This is a genomic window from Devosia honganensis (assembly GCF_042648785.1).
Taxonomy (GTDB): domain Bacteria; phylum Pseudomonadota; class Alphaproteobacteria; order Rhizobiales; family Devosiaceae; genus Devosia; species Devosia honganensis.
This window is the reverse complement of sequence record NZ_JBHRYD010000001.1, coordinates 55130-70796: the sequence shown is the minus strand read 5'-3', so window position 1 is coordinate 70796 and position 15667 is coordinate 55130. Positions and strand designations below refer to the sequence as shown.

At 64.9% G+C, this 15667-nt stretch carries 13 protein-coding genes; 3 read left to right on the top strand and 10 right to left on the bottom strand.

Annotated features, from left to right (window positions below; genetic code table 11):
- Nucleotides 1-156: 156 nt before the first annotated feature.
- On the bottom strand, nucleotides 157-1068 hold the full coding sequence (locus ACFOOL_RS00335) for a homoserine O-succinyltransferase (RefSeq protein WP_380093849.1): 912 nt from the start codon (nucleotides 1066-1068) through the stop codon (nucleotides 157-159).
- Between the two features lie 67 nt (nucleotides 1069-1135).
- A complete protein-coding gene (locus tag ACFOOL_RS00330) occupies nucleotides 1136-2002 on the bottom strand; it encodes an ATPase (RefSeq protein ID WP_380093847.1) in 867 nt (288 codons plus the stop codon).
- Nucleotides 2003-2327: 325 nt separating this feature from the next.
- Here ACFOOL_RS00330 and ACFOOL_RS00325 point away from each other — a divergent pair, with 325 nt between their 5' ends.
- The 3 genes from ACFOOL_RS00325 to ACFOOL_RS00315 all read left to right on the top strand — a co-directional run bounded on the left by ACFOOL_RS00325 (nucleotide 2328) and on the right by ACFOOL_RS00315 (nucleotide 7977).
- Nucleotides 2328-4091, top strand: coding sequence for a flagellar hook protein FlgE (locus ACFOOL_RS00325; RefSeq protein WP_380093845.1), 1764 nt, complete (start codon nucleotides 2328-2330; stop codon nucleotides 4089-4091).
- Nucleotides 4092-4159: 68 nt separating this feature from the next.
- The gene (flgK, locus tag ACFOOL_RS00320; protein WP_380093844.1) at nucleotides 4160-6007 is read left to right on the top strand and encodes a flagellar hook-associated protein FlgK; all 1848 of its coding nucleotides are present in this window, start codon (nucleotides 4160-4162) and stop codon (nucleotides 6005-6007) included.
- 14 nt (nucleotides 6008-6021) lie between these two features.
- Complete coding sequence (locus ACFOOL_RS00315) at nucleotides 6022-7977, top strand: hypothetical protein (protein WP_380093843.1); 1956 nt, start codon at nucleotides 6022-6024, stop codon at nucleotides 7975-7977.
- A 546-nt stretch (nucleotides 7978-8523) separates the two neighbouring features.
- Here ACFOOL_RS00315 and flaF read toward each other — a convergent pair.
- The 8 genes from flaF to ACFOOL_RS00275 form a co-directional block, all read right to left on the bottom strand.
- Nucleotides 8524-8898: a flagellar biosynthesis regulator FlaF gene (gene flaF / locus ACFOOL_RS00310; protein WP_380093841.1), complete on the bottom strand. Its 375-nt coding sequence runs from the start codon at nucleotides 8896-8898 to the stop codon at nucleotides 8524-8526.
- The gene (flbT, locus tag ACFOOL_RS00305) at nucleotides 8849-9274 is read right to left on the bottom strand and encodes a flagellar biosynthesis repressor FlbT (RefSeq protein WP_380093839.1); all 426 of its coding nucleotides are present in this window, start codon (nucleotides 9272-9274) and stop codon (nucleotides 8849-8851) included. Before flbT ends, flaF begins: the two co-directional genes overlap by 50 nt.
- A 114-nt stretch (nucleotides 9275-9388) precedes the next feature.
- The gene (locus tag ACFOOL_RS00300; protein ID WP_380093837.1) at nucleotides 9389-11161 is read right to left on the bottom strand and encodes a flagellin N-terminal helical domain-containing protein; all 1773 of its coding nucleotides are present in this window, start codon (nucleotides 11159-11161) and stop codon (nucleotides 9389-9391) included.
- 392 nt (nucleotides 11162-11553) lie between these two features.
- Entirely contained in the window at nucleotides 11554-12993 is a 1440-nt protein-coding gene (locus ACFOOL_RS00295; protein WP_380093835.1) for a flagellin N-terminal helical domain-containing protein, read from the bottom strand.
- A gap of 296 nt (nucleotides 12994-13289) precedes the next feature.
- Nucleotides 13290-13640 carry a hypothetical protein gene (locus tag ACFOOL_RS00290; RefSeq protein WP_380093832.1) on the bottom strand — a complete coding sequence of 117 codons (351 nt, stop codon included), beginning with the start codon at nucleotides 13638-13640 and terminating at the stop codon, nucleotides 13290-13292.
- Nucleotides 13641-13741: 101 nt separating this feature from the next.
- Nucleotides 13742-14209 (bottom strand): hypothetical protein, encoded by a 468-nt coding sequence (locus ACFOOL_RS00285; RefSeq protein ID WP_380093829.1) that lies wholly within the window; start codon nucleotides 14207-14209, stop codon nucleotides 13742-13744.
- Nucleotides 14206-14538 (bottom strand): rod-binding protein, encoded by a 333-nt coding sequence (locus tag ACFOOL_RS00280; protein WP_380093826.1) that lies wholly within the window; start codon nucleotides 14536-14538, stop codon nucleotides 14206-14208. Before ACFOOL_RS00280 ends, ACFOOL_RS00285 begins: the two co-directional genes overlap by 4 nt.
- Nucleotides 14538-15662, bottom strand: a complete 1125-nt coding sequence (locus ACFOOL_RS00275; protein ID WP_380093825.1) for a flagellar basal body P-ring protein FlgI — start codon at nucleotides 15660-15662, stop codon at nucleotides 14538-14540. The genes ACFOOL_RS00280 and ACFOOL_RS00275 overlap by 1 nt, the downstream gene beginning before the upstream one ends.
- Nucleotides 15663-15667: the final 5 nt, after the last annotated feature.

Here is a 15667-nt window from a genome sequence, read left to right as displayed (position 1 = left end):
CTGCACTCGGGCTCGACCCGAGGGCCGGCCTGGGAGCCCCCAAACCCGAGTTTCCTGCACGTGGACAGCGGCCCTCGGGTCACGCCCGAGGGCAGCCCCGCGTGGGGGATAAATTGTGCCAGCAGCCCGAAATGAACACTCCCCCCTGGGAGGACGCTACATCCCGATCCGCTCCAGCTCGTAAGGCGTCGTCTGGTAGATTTCATTGATCCAGTTCTGGAACAGCAGATGGGCGTGGCTGCGCCAGCGGTTTTGCGGCTCGGCGCTGGTGTCGCCATTGGGGTAGAGGTTTTCCGGCGGCCTGGGGTCGAGGCCCGATTTGAGGTCGCGCTCATATTCGTCGGCCAGCGAGCGGTTGTCATATTCCAGATGGTTGAGGAAATAGACGGCGCGCCCGTCCTTGTGCTCGAGCATGCACAGGCCCAGATCGTCGTTGTCGATCAGCACGTCGAGCTCGCCCGGCACCGAGCCGCGCTCGATGTCGTTATAGCGCGAAACCGGGATCATCGGATTGTCGGACATGCCGCGCAGCCAGGGCGAGCCGGGCCGGACGATGCGGTGCCGGTAAACGCCGAAGGCCTTTTCGGGCATGCGGTAGCGCCGCACGCCGTGAAAATGGTGCAGCGCCGCCTGCGCGCCCCAGCAGATGAACATGGTGTGGTGCACATTGGTGCGCGTCCACGCCATGATCTCGAGCATTTCGGGCCAGTAGCGCACTTCCTCGAAGGGGATGTTGGCGATGGGGGCGCCGGTGACGATGAAGCCGTCGAACTTGCGTTCGCGCACCTCTTCCCAGGTCTGGTAGAAGGTGTTGAGATATTGCTCGGGCGTGTGCTTGGACTGATGCTCGGTGATGCGCACCAGGCTGAGATTGACCTGCAGCGGGGTGGCGCCGATGAGGCGCGAGAACTGCGTCTCGGTGCGCTCCTTGTTGGGCATCAGGTTGAGCAGGCCGATTTCGAGCGGGCGGATGTCCTGCCGCGCGGCGCGGCTGGAATCCATCACATAGACACCCTCTTGCTCGAGGGTCTTGCGGGCGGGTAGGTCGTCGGGAATTCGAATAGGCATGGCAGCCTCTTAACTGGATGCAATGGACAAGCGATGCAAGCTGGCGCGTCCCCGTTCCGGGGGCGCGCTAGCGCATTCGCTTCTCGATCGCCGCCGCGATGAGGTCGACGAACTCGTCGCCGTCGCGCACGATGGCCAGGTCCGACGCCTCCACCACATAGCCGAACCGGTCCGCCAGCGCCTGGTAGCGGGGCAGGCGGTCGTGCAGCAGCGCCTCGAACCCCCAGGCGCCGAAGCCGGCCGGATCGACGTCGTTATCGTCCTTTATCCGGTGCAGGCGCTTGTATTCGGCCCATTTCTCGATGAGGAAAGGCGGGCGGTAATACATCGGCTTGGGGTTCTTCCGGAACCGCTTCACCAGCTCCTCGGCGTCCCTGTCGGTGCCGCGGATATAGACCAGCGCCGTATGGGCGGCGAGGGTCTCGACCACCGGGTCGTGCGGATCGGCGTGGTCGATGACCTCGATCAGCGAGCCGCCGGTATCGGCGATGAAATCGTCATAGCCGTAAAGATCGTGCGCCCGCCCGATGAAATAGGGCACGTCGCGCAGCGCCGCGATCTCGGCCACCCGGTGCTGCTCCTGCCGGCGCTGATATTCGGCCAGCGGCAGGCCGCCTTTTCGCGGATCCCCGGGCGTGCCCAGATAGGTCGAGAGCGGGTCGAGATTGTCGAAGGTGATGTTGGACGAGATATAGATCGAATCCGAGCGCAAGAGCTGGGCCAGGAACGGCACCTTCATCGCCTCGCGCTTGAAATTGTCGACGATGAATTCGCCCATATAGCGCGTGCCGATGCGGTAATCGGCCGAATAATGGAACCAGCGATCGGCGCGCAGCATGTTGGAGAGGCGCGTCTTGCCGACGCCGGCCATGCCGAAGACGGTCACGGCGCGGCGCGGCGCCTTCACGAATTCATCGACGCTGGAAAAGAGCATGGCGGTCTGTTCGGGTCTCTAGCGGGCGAGAAAAAGATCGCAGATTCTCCCGGTGCCGATAGCTCCCTCCCCCTGGGGGGGAGCCATGGCCAATGCCGGGAAAACTGCAATCACTCAGACCAGACGATGTAATGCAAGCGCCCCGCTTCCACAAGCAATGGGCAAAAACTGCCCGCCGCCCGGCCGCTTCTGCCGCCTTGTCGCCGCATTTCTATTTCGGCGAGTTGAAAAGCCCAATGAAATCAATGGCAGGCCGGTTTGGCATCACCCTTGCATCCCCATTGGGGAGCGCGTCGTCGGGCGCATAGGGCATACGGAGTCAAAGATGGGCATTTACGGGGCGCTGTCCAGCGCGGTCACCGGGTTGCGGGCGCAGTCGCATGCGCTGGAGAATATTTCGGGCAATATCGCCAATTCGCAGACCACCGGCTACAAGCGCATGGAGACGAGCTTTATCGACCTCATTCCCGATGCGCCGCTGAAATCGCAGGTGCCCGGCGCGGTGCTGGCGCAGTCGCGCGCCACCAATAATCTGCAGGGCGACATCCAGACCTCGTCCAACGAGACCTATATCGCGCTCAACACCAACGGCTTTTTCGTGGTCGAGCCCAAGGTGGGGCAGTCGGACGGCAATTCGGTGTTCGCCGGCTCGAACTATTTCACCCGCCGCGGTGATTTCGAGATCGACAAGGACGGTCTCCTGGTCAACGGCGCCGGCTATTATCTGAAGGGCCTGCCCATCGATCCGGGCACCGGCAATATCTCCGGCTCGGTGCCGGAGGTGATCAAGCTCTCCAATGCCTATCTGCCGGCCAATGCCACCAAGACGATCAATTACCAGGCCAACCTGCCGCAGGTGCCCAAGACGGCGCACTACAACGCCAATATCTACAATAGCGAGCTGCTGCAGGCGGCCAGCTACGGCACGGGGCCGTGGACCACGGCGGCGATGAGTGGCCTTACCGGCGTGGTCGGCGCCGATCCCGCCTCCAGCGCGATCCCCGACGGCTCCTCGATGACCTTCACCATCAACGGAAATACGGTGACCTTCGATTTCCATGACGGCGGCACCGCCCCGGGCGGGAATACGCCGATCGACCTCAGCGGCAAGACGCTGACCCAGGTGGCCGAGGAGATCCAGACGGCGCTGCAGCAGATGGGCGGCGGCGCGTCGGCCTCCGCCAATGTCAGCGTCGCCGGCGGCAGGTTCGAAGTCGATCTGGGCGACGACTACCACGCGCGCTTCGAGGTGTCGGGCACTGCGGCGACCGCCCTCGGCCTGCCGGCGGTCTCGTCCGATCCGTCGCGTCCGCCGATCACCACCATTTCCGCCGATGAGGCCGACGATTTCGTGGCCCAGTCGGTGTCGGGCGGGGCCATCACCGTCTATGCGGCCAATGGCGCGCCGGTGAACGTGCAACTGCGCTGGGCCAAGGTGGACAGCGCCGCCGCCGGCGGACAGGACACCTGGCAGCTCTTCTACCTCTCGGACAGCAATGCCGCCGGGGCGGGCACCGAATGGACGGCGGTGGGCACGCCGGGGACGCCCGAGCAATACCGGTTCAACAGCAATGGCTCGCTGGCCGGCGCGGGCATGCCCTCGGTGAGCATCAACGACCTCACCGTCAACGGCGTCTATATCGGCAATGTCGAGCTGGCCCACCAGATGAACGGCATTTCCCAGTTCGCCGACGTCAACGGCACGGTCAGCGTGTCCTCGCTCAACCAGAACGGCTATGGCGCCGGCGAATTCCTCTCGGTCGCCATCACCGATTCGGGCCGCGTGGTCGCCACCTATTCCAATGGCGAGCGCATCGAGATGGCGCAGGTGGTCACCGCCCAGTTCAACGGCGTCAATTCGCTCAAGCGCCTGGATGGCGGGGTGTATCAGGCGACCTCGGAATCGGGCGAGCCGATCTTCGACCTGTCCGGCTCGGGGATCATCGGGGGGGCGCTGGAAGCCTCCAACACCGATATCTCCGACGAGTTCACCAAGCTCATCATCACCCAGCAGGCCTATTCGGCCGGCACCCGCATCGTCTCCACCGCCGACGAGATGTTGCAGGAAGCCCTGAACATGGTGCGCTGAGGCGGGCCGTCGTAACCGGCCCGGGACACGATGTTCCGGGCCGTTCCTGAAGTTGAGGGCCGGTTGTCATGGGTCTGATTTCGTCGCTGTCCAATGCCGTTTCGGGCCTTCGGGTCAATCAGGATGCCATCACCATCCTGAGCCGGAACGTCGCCAATTCCGGCACGCCGGGCTATCACCGGCAATCGCTCAACGTCGTCGACTACAATTCCACCAACGCCACCTATGCGCGCTCGGCCGGGGTGGACCGCGCCTTCAGCCAGAGCCTGCAAACCTATTACAACCGTCAGGTGTCGGACGCGGCCTCGGCCAATGTCGTGGCCAATTATCTCAACAAGCTGCAAGGGTTTCTGGGCAAGCCGGGCGATGCCGGCTCGCTCGACGCCATGTTCGGCTCGTTCAAGAATTCCCTCCAGGCGCTGGCCACCAGCCCGGACGACTATCCCACCCGCGCCAATGTGGTGGCCGAGGCGCAGGCCATGGCCCAGCGGCTCAACTCGCTCTCGGGCGTGGTGCAGGAGCTGCGCCAGGAAACCGAGACGCGCATCGCCAACAACGTCTCCGAAGTCAACGCCATGCTCATCTCGCTCAACGAGGTGAACAACCGCATGCTCGACCTGGGCATGACGGACACGGCGCGGGCCGCGCTTTACGACCAGCGCGACCGGCTGGTGGCGTCGGTGGCGGAAGTGATCGACGTGCAGGCCAATTACCGGCCGGACGGCACGGTGGCGCTGATGACCCGCTCCGGCGTCGGCCTGCTCGACAATGGCGTCAGCACCTTCAAGTTCACCACCGCCGGGGCGCTTTCGCCCACCTCGCAGGCCAATATCAAGACCAGCGACAGCAAGGTGGGCGTCCTGACGCTGACCACCCCTTCGGGCCTCACCATCGACCTCGTGCAGCAGGGGGTGTTGCAGGGAGGGGAACTGGCCGGGCTGGTGGAGCTGCGCGACAAGGTGCTGGTGGAAACGCAGAACCAGCTCGACGAGATCGCCGCGGGCCTGGCTTCGGTGTTCTCCACCATCGCGACGCCCGGCGAAGCGGCGGAGGACGGGCTGGGCGCCACCGGGCTCTCGGCCGATATTTCCCATCTCAAGCCGGGCAACGACATCCTTCTCGCCTATACCCAGAACGGGTCCGAGCAGCGCGTCCGCATCGTCAACAGCGCCAATGGCGACGATTACGTCGATGCCAGCGGGCAGCGTGTCATCTCGGTCGATTTCGGCACGCCGCCCGATGCCGCCGCCGTCGCGGCGGAATTGCAGAGCCGGCTGCCGGGCCTTGCCATCACCAGTTCCGGCGCGGGCCGGCTGCAGGTGCTCGACGATGGCACGGGCGGCACGCGCGACGTCATCGGCCTCACGACGCGAGGCACGGCGACGGGGACCCAGAGCGGCGAGCTCGCCATGGCGCTGTTCGTCGACCAGGGCAATTCCCCCTTCACCGGCGATCTCGACGGCGACCCGCCGCAGATCGTGGGCTTTGCCGCGCGCATCGCCGTCAATCCGGCGGTGCTGGCGGACAACAGGCTGCTGGTGCAGTTCGATCTCGACCACACGCTGGGCGACGCGGCGCGCCCCGAGCATATCCTGGCCCAGCTCAACGCCATGACCTTCGTGTCGGGCACCAGCCCCGCGGCGAATGCCGGGCGCCACCAGCTCAACGGCACGCTGGAGCAGTTGATCGGGCAGACGCTCAACTATCACGGCACCATGATCGGCTCGGCGTTCAGCGCCCGCGACAACCGGCTGCTGACGCTCGAGACCATCACCACGCAGATGGAGGAGGAATACGGCGTCAATGTCGATGAGGAAATGGCCCGGCTGACCGAATTGCAGAGCGCCTATGCCGCCAATGCGCGCGTGGTGTCGGTGGTCAAGGAACTGCTCGATACCCTGTTCGCGTCGACCTGAGCGAGGACCGCATCATGATCGTCAACAAGTCGATGTTTCCCCTGCAGACCGGATTTTCCGTCATCTCCAAGATGCAGGACAAGTTCGCGAACCTGCAGATGCAGCTGGGCACCGGGCTCAAGGCGCAGACATTGTCCGGCATGGGGCGCGACCTGCCGGTGTCGCTCTCGGTGCGCTCGCGCCTCGGCACCATCGCCGGCTACAATGCCAGCATCGAGCAGGTGGCCCTGCGCCTCAGCTTTCTCGACAATGCGCTGACGCGCATGGACAAGATCGAGGGCGAGGCGCGCAATTCGGCGGTGCAGGGCCAGTACGGCACCAACAATATCAACATGGCGACCATTTCCGCGCAGTCGCTGGCGCGGTTCGACGAGATGGTGACCATGCTCAATGCCGACGTGGCGGGGCGCTATCTGTTCGGCGGCTCGGTGACCGACAAGGCGCCGCTGCCCACCACCCAGACGCTGCTCGAGGGCGCCGGCGGGCGGGCGGGCTACAAGACCGTGGTGACCGAGCGGAACGCCGCCGATCTGGGCCAGTCGGGGCTGGGGCGGCTGACCAGCACGGTGGCCTCGGCAACGCCCGCCGATCCGGCCAGCGTGACCCTGGCCGAGGATGGCGACCACCCCTTCGGCTTCAAGCTCTCCACCGTTTCGGCGATCGGCGCCAATATCGGCATCGCCCCGAACCTGGCCGCCGCGCCCGCCAGTATCGGGTTCACCTTTCCGGCGCCGCCCGATGCGGTAGCCGAAGGCGACAGCGTCACGCTGGGCTTCACCCTGCCGGACGGCACCGAAACGCAGATCACGCTCAAGGCGGTGACGGCGGAAAACGCCACCGGCTCGGTCTTCGAGTTCGTCATCGGCGAGGACGCCATCGAGACCTCCACCGCCTTCGACGCCGCCTTGCGGGGCGCGCTCGACCAGGTGGCGGATGGCGAGCTCAAGGCCGCCTCGACCTATGCGGCGGCGCAGAACTTCTTCAATGCCGCCGGCGAGCCGGTGCTGCGCGTGCAAGGTTCCGATCCCTACAACGCCACGGCGCTGCGGGTGGCGACCGCCACCGACACGGTGATGTGGTATGGCGGCGAAACGGCCGCGGTCTCGGCCACCGGCATGGGGCGGCTGACGGCGGCGCGCAGCGACGAAACGGTGACCCTCACCCAGAATATCCCGGTTTCCGCCGCCCATGGCTTCCACATCGCCGGGGCGGTCTCGAGCAAGCCGGCGGCCATCGCCGCGTCCGCGACGCCCGGCGATCCGGCGCGGGCGGATTTCACCATCGCCGACAATGCGGCGCTGGTGCTGGGGGACAGCGTCACCCTGACGCTCACGGAGCCCGATGGGCGCACGCGCGAGGTGACGCTGACGGCGGTGACCGGCAAGGCCGGGCCGGGCCAGTTCACCATCGGCGCCGATGCCGAGGCAACCGCCGCCAATTTCGACAAGGCCCTGCAGCGCGCGGTCACCGAGGCGGCGGCGGAGGCCGAGGGCAATCCCCGCCAGTCGGTCAATGCCGCCATCGAGGATTCGGGCCGGGTCAATTACGGCATGCAGGCCAATGAAAGCGGCTATCTGCGGCTGATGCGCAGCCTCGCGGCGATGAGCGTCGAGACCTATCCCGAGATCGTCAACGCCGCCGATCCCGACTCCCCCGATCTCGATCCGGCCCGGCGGCGCTTCGACGCCATGGCACGGCGCCAGCATCTGGAGCTGTCCGAGGCCCACAATGTCGAGCGCGGTTCGATCGAGCTGGTCACCATGGAGCTGGGCGTCGCCCACGCTGCCCTCAACGCCGCCGGCGAGCGCCACACCAATTACAAGGCCCAGCTCGACAATCTGTTGAGCGATGTCGAGACGGTGAGCAAGGAGGACGTGGCCATGGAAATCCTCGCCCTGCAAACCCGGCTGACCGCCAGCTACCAGGTCACCGCCATGATCAGCCAGCTCAGCCTGGTGAACTTCCTCTAGAGCCTTTCCCTGTCAAGCGGATCAGCGCTTTCTTGCTCCCCTCCCCCTTGAGGGGAGGGGTCGGGGGTGGGGTCCTTCGGTGCTCCGCCAACCCCACCCCCTCCCCAACCCTCCCCTCAAGGGGGAGGGAGCGCTGGTCGCCGATTCCGTCAAAACATGAAAGCCTCTAAGGGCTGCCTGGTTTTAACGAAGCGGCGGCTGGCGCCCCCTCTCCCTTTGAAGGCAGGGGAATTGTATATGAGCCTGACGGCGCAATAGAAGCTGATGTGTTCCCCTCCCCCTTGAGGGGAGGGGTTAGGGGTGGGGGTTCCGCACCGTCGATTTTCTCGATGGATCAATCGGATTCCCGAACCCCCACCCTCATTCCCTCCCCTCAAGGGGGAGGGAGGCGAAGGGGCCGGCCTCACTGATTTTTCCATATGCGATTGCCCTGCCCCTTGAGGGGAGGGTTGGGAAGGGAAGAGCAGGCACCTCCCCGCCATGACGGCGCCAGGCAAAAAGAAAAGCCCCGCATCGCTGCGGGGCTGTTTCCTTCCGGCCTTCGGCTTACATGCCGCGCAGGCCCGCCGCGATCTGGCGGTTGAGCTGGACCAGGACGTCGAGCCGGTTGGGCTGCGGGTCGAGGTCGAGCAGGATTTCACGGGTATGGTTGAGGATGAACATGCCCAGATTGGCGATGTTCTGGCGGACCTCATGGGGCAGGGGATTGTCCTCCTGCGTCACCGCCGACATGAAGATGGTCCACAGCTTGCGGTTGAAGGTCAGGGCCGCCTTGAGGTCTTCGCGGGTCGAGGTGCTCCACTCGTCCTTGATGCGCTGCAGGCCGGCGGCGGCCTTCATCAGCAGGGCGGATTCGCGCTGGCGCGGGGACTCAACGACCTTCGCCGTCTGCTGGTACGCCTGAGCGCCGTGCTGATACATGATTGAGCAGGTCCTGTTCGTACTCGATAAGCCGCTGGGCGGCCTTCAGAGCCTTGTAAAGAGACCCGGTTAATATCTCGTTATTGATTTGGTCGACAAAGCGGGCGGAAGAGGGCACCGCGGTGACGAATTCCTTTGACAGCGCCAGATAGGAGGCGCGCGCCTCGTCCGAGCTGTCGTCGATATACATGAGCTGGATCGCCAGGTAGAGGCGCTTGGCGGGCGTGTCGGCGGTCTCGGACGTGAGGATGTCCTTTTCCCGCAGGATGGGGGCGTTGCCGTCGATGAACAGGCGGGTGCGCTGGTCCGAATTGGTGACGACGCAATTGCCGATCAGCAGCTTCTCGCCCGGCTTGAGTTCGACCTTGAGCGCCATGTCCATCCGCCTCCCGGGAATCGGCTTTCGCGGCGCCTATCTAGCCCGACAATATGGCAAAAACAAAGAAGGCGGGCCGGAGCCCGCCTCGCATGGCTAACGAAAGCTGTCGGCCTATTGCAGCAGCTGGAGGACCGACTGGTCGGCCTGGCTGGCCAGCGAGAGCGAGGAGCTCGACAGCGACTGGCGGGTCTGCAGGGCCAGCAAATTGGCGGCTTCCTCGTTCATGTCGGCCAGCGTCAGATTGGCGGCGCCGGTCTGGAGCGTATTGGTCATCTCCTTGGTGAAGTTCTGCCGGTTCTGCACGATGGACAGATTGTAGCCGAAGGAGGAGGCCTGCGAACGCACGCTGGCGAGGGCCGATTTCACCTCGTTGAGCAGGGAGTCGATATCGGCATCGGCATCGAGATTTTTGGCGATGAGGTCGTAAAGGCCCAGATTGGCGGAGCTGAGGGCATCGCCGTTCTTGGTCTGGATGTCGATCGAGGAGGTGCCGTTCTCGTTGAAGGTGATCTTGAGATTGTCGCCGCGCAGCAGGTTGATGCCGTTGAACGAGGCATCGTCGGCCAGCTTGTCGAGCTGGTCGCGCAGCTCGTTGAACTGCTCGGCCAGATCGGCGCGCACCGAATTGCCGGAGATCTTGGCCGCCCCGAACGAGGTGCCGTCGATGATGCCCGAGGAGGTGACGCCCTTAATCTGGAGATCCTGGGTGGACAGGTTCTCGATGCGCAGTTTGCCATTGTCGTTGCTGGCGCGGATCTTGGTCTTGAGGTCGGCGTCGCGGTTGATCTCGCGAACCAGCTGATCCACGGACTTGACCGCGTTGGCCGGCGTGATGGTGCCGACGGTCCCGGAAGCGGGGATGCCGTCGGTGGTGGTGGTGGCGGTCATGTCCAGGGGGGCCAGGGTGCCCCCGAGCGTGAAATTGATGCCGTCGTCATTGGTGAGGGTGATGCCCCCCGAGCCGTTGTCGCTGGCCTCCACGCCGGCGGCCTGGGCCGCCGAGGACGTGTTGATGTGACCGATCAGGGCGGTCACATCGGCCACGCCGCTGGGAATGGTTATGCTGCTGCCATTGATGGTGAAGGTGAATTGAGACGCGATGGGGAAGGTGATGCCCGTCGCGCCGCTGGTCGCCGTCGCATCCTCCGCCGTGACATTGCCGGCGGCCAGGCCGATGAATTCGATATCGACGCTGCCGGCCAGGTCGATCGCCTCGCCCTTCGAGCTGGAAATCTCGAGCTGCCCCTTGACGACGCGGGCGGTGACGCCGCCACCATCGTCCAGGGCGCTGATATGGGAATTGATCTTGGCGGCGGCGGTCTCGGCGGTATCGGCGGCGTTCAGGGCGATGGTGACCGCCGTGCCCCCGTTCAGGCTGTCGGTCTGGATGGACAGCGTGCTCGCCTTGCCGGCGCTGCCCCCGGCATTGGCAAAGCCGTTATTGCCGGTGATCACCTTGTTGTGCAGGGTGATCGAACCCATGCCATCGCCAAAGGCCCCTTCGGTGAAGTCGAGGGTCTGGATGGTGCCGGTGCCGATCGTGTCGGCGTCGAGCGAGAAGGAATCGGTCTCGAAGCTCTTGTCCTGCCGCGCCTGGCGCAGGGTGGACTGCATCGATTCCAGCGTCTTGGTGATGGCGGTGAGGCCGTTATCCGCCGCTTCCAGCGTCTGGATGCCGTTGGCCATGGAATCCATCAGCGCGTTGAGGTCGCCGGCCCGGGCGTTGAGCGCCGAGGCGGTGAAGAAATTGGTGGGGTTGTCGAGGGCGGAGTTCACCTTGTTGCCGGTGGCCAGACGGTTCTGCGTCCTGGCCATCAGCTCGGCGGTGTTCTGGAGGGAAAGCAGGTTCGACCGAACGGCTTTCGAAAGTGAGATATCGGACATGGTGCTTCCTTGACTACAGCGCCGACAACCGGCCCATCCTCCGGAGAGGTTGCTGTATAGGTAACGCACCGAATCCTAATGCAGCGTTAACCATGTTTATTGGCGAAGCGCTAACCATCCCGATTAGGGGTTTATTGCGATGAAAGCGACTGCGCCAGTTCCATCGCGCTCCCTCGAATATCGCCTTCCTCCGCTGTGTCATTCCCGCGGACGCGGAAATCCCTGTTGGGCTGCTGGAAGGGGGAGCGGAGATTCCCGCGTTCGCGGGAATGACACCGTGGAACGAGCGTGAAAGGGTCCGATGTCACCACAGGCCCCCGGCGATGAGGGGGACCCAAAACAAAAAAGGCGGGCCGAAGCCCGCCTTTTCCGATTTCGTGTTGCCGTTCCGGTTAACGGATGAGCTGGAGCACCGACTGGTCGGCCTGCGAAGCCAGCGAGAGCGAGGAGCTCGACAGCGACTGGCGGGTCTGCAGGGCCAGCAAATTGGCGGCTTCCTCGTTCATGTCGGCCAGCGTCAGATTGGCGGCGCCGGTCTGCAGCGTGTTGATCATGTTCTTGGTGAACGCCTGGCGGTTCTGCACGATCGACAGGTTCGAGCCGAAGGCGGAGGACTGCGAGCGGACCTGGTTCAGGCCGGCCTTCAGCTTGTCCAGCTCGTCGTCGATATTGCTATCGCTGTCGAGGTCGGCCTCGTTCATCCAGGTGGAGATCTTGAGGTTGGCCGAATTGATGGCCTCTTCACCCTTGGTGTTGATGTCGATCGAGGAGGTGCCGGTCTCGTTGAAGGTGATCGTCAGCTTGTCGCCGCGCAGCAGGTTGATACCGTTGAACGAGGCGTCGTCGGCCAGCTTGTCGAGCTGGTCGCGCAGTTCGTTATACTGACGCGAAAGGTCAGCACGAACGCTGTTGCCTTCGATTGTGGCTTCACCCTTGACGCCGGTTGGCGTGCCCACTTCGAGGTCCTGCGTCGACAGATTCTCGATGCGCAGCTTGCCGTTGTCGTTGGAGGCCCGAATCTTGCCGACGAACTGTCCTTCCTTGTCGTTGATTTCCTTCACAAGGTCATCGACGGACTTGACCCCGGCAGGTACGGCGAGCACACCGTCGTCCGTCGTCGTTTCCGTAGCGGAGATACCCGTTGCAGTGGCCGCCGCGGCGTTGCTGCTCTGGATAGAAAAATTCGTGCCGTCTTCAACTTCGATGGCAATGCCGTCGCCGTCGATGGTCACGGTGCCGCCAGTGGCGGTTTCCAGAGCGGCCTGGAGAGCGGCCTTCTGACCGGTTGTTGCATCGGTAAAGGTATAAACGACCTCGCCATTGACCGAGATGGTCTCACCTTCATGCGCCGCCCAATCGACGTCTGTCGAAAGATCCACAGCCGCGCCGCTATAGGTGGCGGGCGTCGCATCAACTGCTTCCGTGTTCATGGAAATGGTCAGTGGATCATCACCGATGGCGCCGCCGCTGAAGCTGATATTGCCGCTGGCATTGTCGGCAATAGTATAGGACTCGGTCTGGAACGACTTGTCCTGCCGGGCCTGGCGCAGGGTGGACTGCATCGATTCCAGCGTCTTGGTGATGGCGGACAGGCCATTGTCGGCGGCTTCCAGGGTCTGGATGCCGTTGGCCATCGAGTCCATCAGCTGGTTCAGGTCGCCGGCGCGGCTGTTGAGCGACGAGGCGGTGAAGAAGTTGGTGGGGTTGTCGAGGGCGGAGTTCACCTTGTTGCCGGTCGCCAGACGATTCTGCGTCTGGGCCATCAGCTGCGCGGTGTTCTGGAGGGAAAGCAGGTTCGAGCGAACGGCTTTCGAAAGAGAGATGTCACCCATGTGGTGAGTCCTTTTCTGGGATTACGCATACTAAAGCGCCTCTTCCTGAGGCAGGTCCGATCCTCCATCCGCAGGCGATAAAGAAGCGTTAAGCCGGCCGCGAAACTTTGGCGAAATTGCCGCGGGGGAAGGGGGTGATCGACAGGCTTTGCCCGCCGCCCGCGCCTTGGCTCGTTTTCTTACCCTTTCCACCGAGTATCCCCTCCCACCGGTGTCATTCCCGCGTGCGCGGGAATGACACCGGGAAGGAGCGCGGCCGGAGCCTTCATCCGCGTTTTTTCGGAAGATGAAACGCCCTAAGCCAGCAGGTCCCGGAGCCGGGCCTGGGATTCCTCGGGGATTTCGCTGGCGCCGATGCGGCGGATCAGCTCGCCCATGCTTTTTGGCGTGGGCGGCAGGGCGCCGGCGATCACCGCGGCGGCGAAATTGGCCGAGGAGCTGCGCGCCGGCGGGGCCGGGGGCTCGGACCGGGAGCGGGACTGGCGCTGGTCCGGGGAGGGCTGGCGCTCGCCGGGGCGGGCATTGGCCGGGGAGCGCTGGGTGCTGTCGGGCAGGATGGTGCGCTCGCCCATGGCGGGGCGATGGCGATGTTCCATGAAGCCGGCCGTGCCCGCCGAAACGGGCTCGATGGCAAGGTTGGCAACCATGTCACTCCCCCCGGAAAATACCGAATCCGGGGGAAGGCTAGGCCGGGAGGCCTTAGCCGGAGATGAGCGCCGGCCCTCGCATTTGATTCAAACCCGGCTGATCACAGAGCCCGGTTGACGGCGATGCCGCGGGCGGCCCGGTCGGGATCGGCGGCAATCTGGCCGGCGGCGCCATAGGTGCGGGCGTGGTTCTGCTGGCCCACCATGCGCGCCACGTCGGCGAGCACGTCCTCGGCCACCGATCTGGCGGTGGCCAGCACGCGCAAATTCTCCGCCATCTGGGTAGCCAGGCTCTCATGGCCGTGGCGCAGCCGCTCCAGCGCGGCGGGGGCTTCGCTCGCCAGCCGCGCGCCCTGGCGCTGGATGGCGCGGGCAAAAGTCACGTAGTCCTGGGCCAGCCGGGTCTTTTCCGGGGTGAGCTGGCCGGCCTGCCGCATATGCCCGGCGCGCAGCAGCGTGGTCTCCTGGTTCATCACGTCGACCAGCGCCGCCAGGGCCGCTTCGGCGCTGGCGCATAATTGCCCGGCGGGCATGGTGTCGAGGGCGGCGAGGCGGGCGGCTGCGGTCATTTTCCGTAAACTCCGATACCGGAAAGACTATGGGGGATGGCGGGGACGCCGCCGGCGGTTTCCTGAAGGTCGAGCATCTGGCGCACCAGGTCGTCGGCGATGCCGATGCCGCCGGCGCGCGCCATGGCGTCGGCAAGCTGCTCAGCCTGCATGGAGCGCCAGGTCTCCTCGCCGAAGCCACCCCCGCCCAGGGCCTCATTCGGCTTGACGCTGGCGAACATTTCCTTGGTGAGCATGGTGAGGAAGACGCCTTCGAGCTCCTCCGCCTGCTGGCGGACCTGGAGCAGGCGGGCCGGGGCGGCGCCGTTCGCGGGGTCGATGCCGGCCATCACAGCACCTCGATCTCGGCTTGCAGGGCGCCGGTGGCCTTGATGGCCTGGAGGATGGCGATGAGGTCGCGCGGCGAGATGCCCAGCGCGTTGAGCCCGTCCACCAATTGCTGCAGCGTCACCGATTCCTCGACCACCTGCAGGGCGGTATCGGCCTGGTTGACGTTGAGATTGGTATTGGGCTCGATGGCGGTTTCCCCGAAGCTGAAGGGGGCCGGCTGCACCACTTCGGGGTTTTCGGCAATGGTGACCGTCAGGTTCGACTGCGCCACCGCCACGCTCGAGACGCGCACGTCCTTGCCCATGACGATGATGCCGGAATTCTCGTCGATGACGATCTTGGCGGTCTGGTCGGTCTGCACGATGAGCTGCTCGATATCGGTGAGCAGGTCGACGATATTGCCGTTGAAATTGCGGGGCAGGGTGAGGCGCACCGTGGCCGGGTCCTCGGGCACGGCGGTGGGCGCGCCGATGAAGTCGTTGACCGCCAGCGCGATGCGGCGGGCGGTGGTGAGGTCCGGATTGCGCAGGGCCAGCCGCAGCGAATGCTGCGAGCCCAGATGGAAGTCGATCTCGCGCTCGATCAGCGCGCCAGAGGAGATGCGGCCCGTGGTCGGCACGCCGGAAATCACCGTCGCCGCGTCGCCCTGAGCCTTGAAGCCGTTGATCAGCACCGGGCCCTGGGCGATGGCATAGACCTCGCCGTCCGCGCCCAGCAGCGGCGTCACCAGCAGCGTGCCGCCCTGCAGGCTGTCCGCGTCGCCCAGCGCCGCCACCGAGACGTCCATGCGCGAGCCCTGGGTGGCGAAGGGCGGCAGATTGGCCGTCACCATCACGGCGGCGACATTGGCAGTGCGGACGTTCTCGCCCTGGGTGTTGACGCCCAGCCGCTCCAGCATGGATTGCAGCGATTGCTTGGTGAAGGGGGAATTGTTGAGGCTGTCGCCGGTGCCGTTGAGGCCCACCACGAGGCCATAGCCCACGAGCTGGTTCTCGCGGATGCCCTCCATGTCGACGATGTCCTTGATGCGCGCCGGCGCGGCCATGGCGGGGGCGATGGGGGCCAGCGACAGGGCGAGGCCCAGCGTGGCGGCGGCGATGGTGCGAAAGAGACGCGTCGGCATTTTCT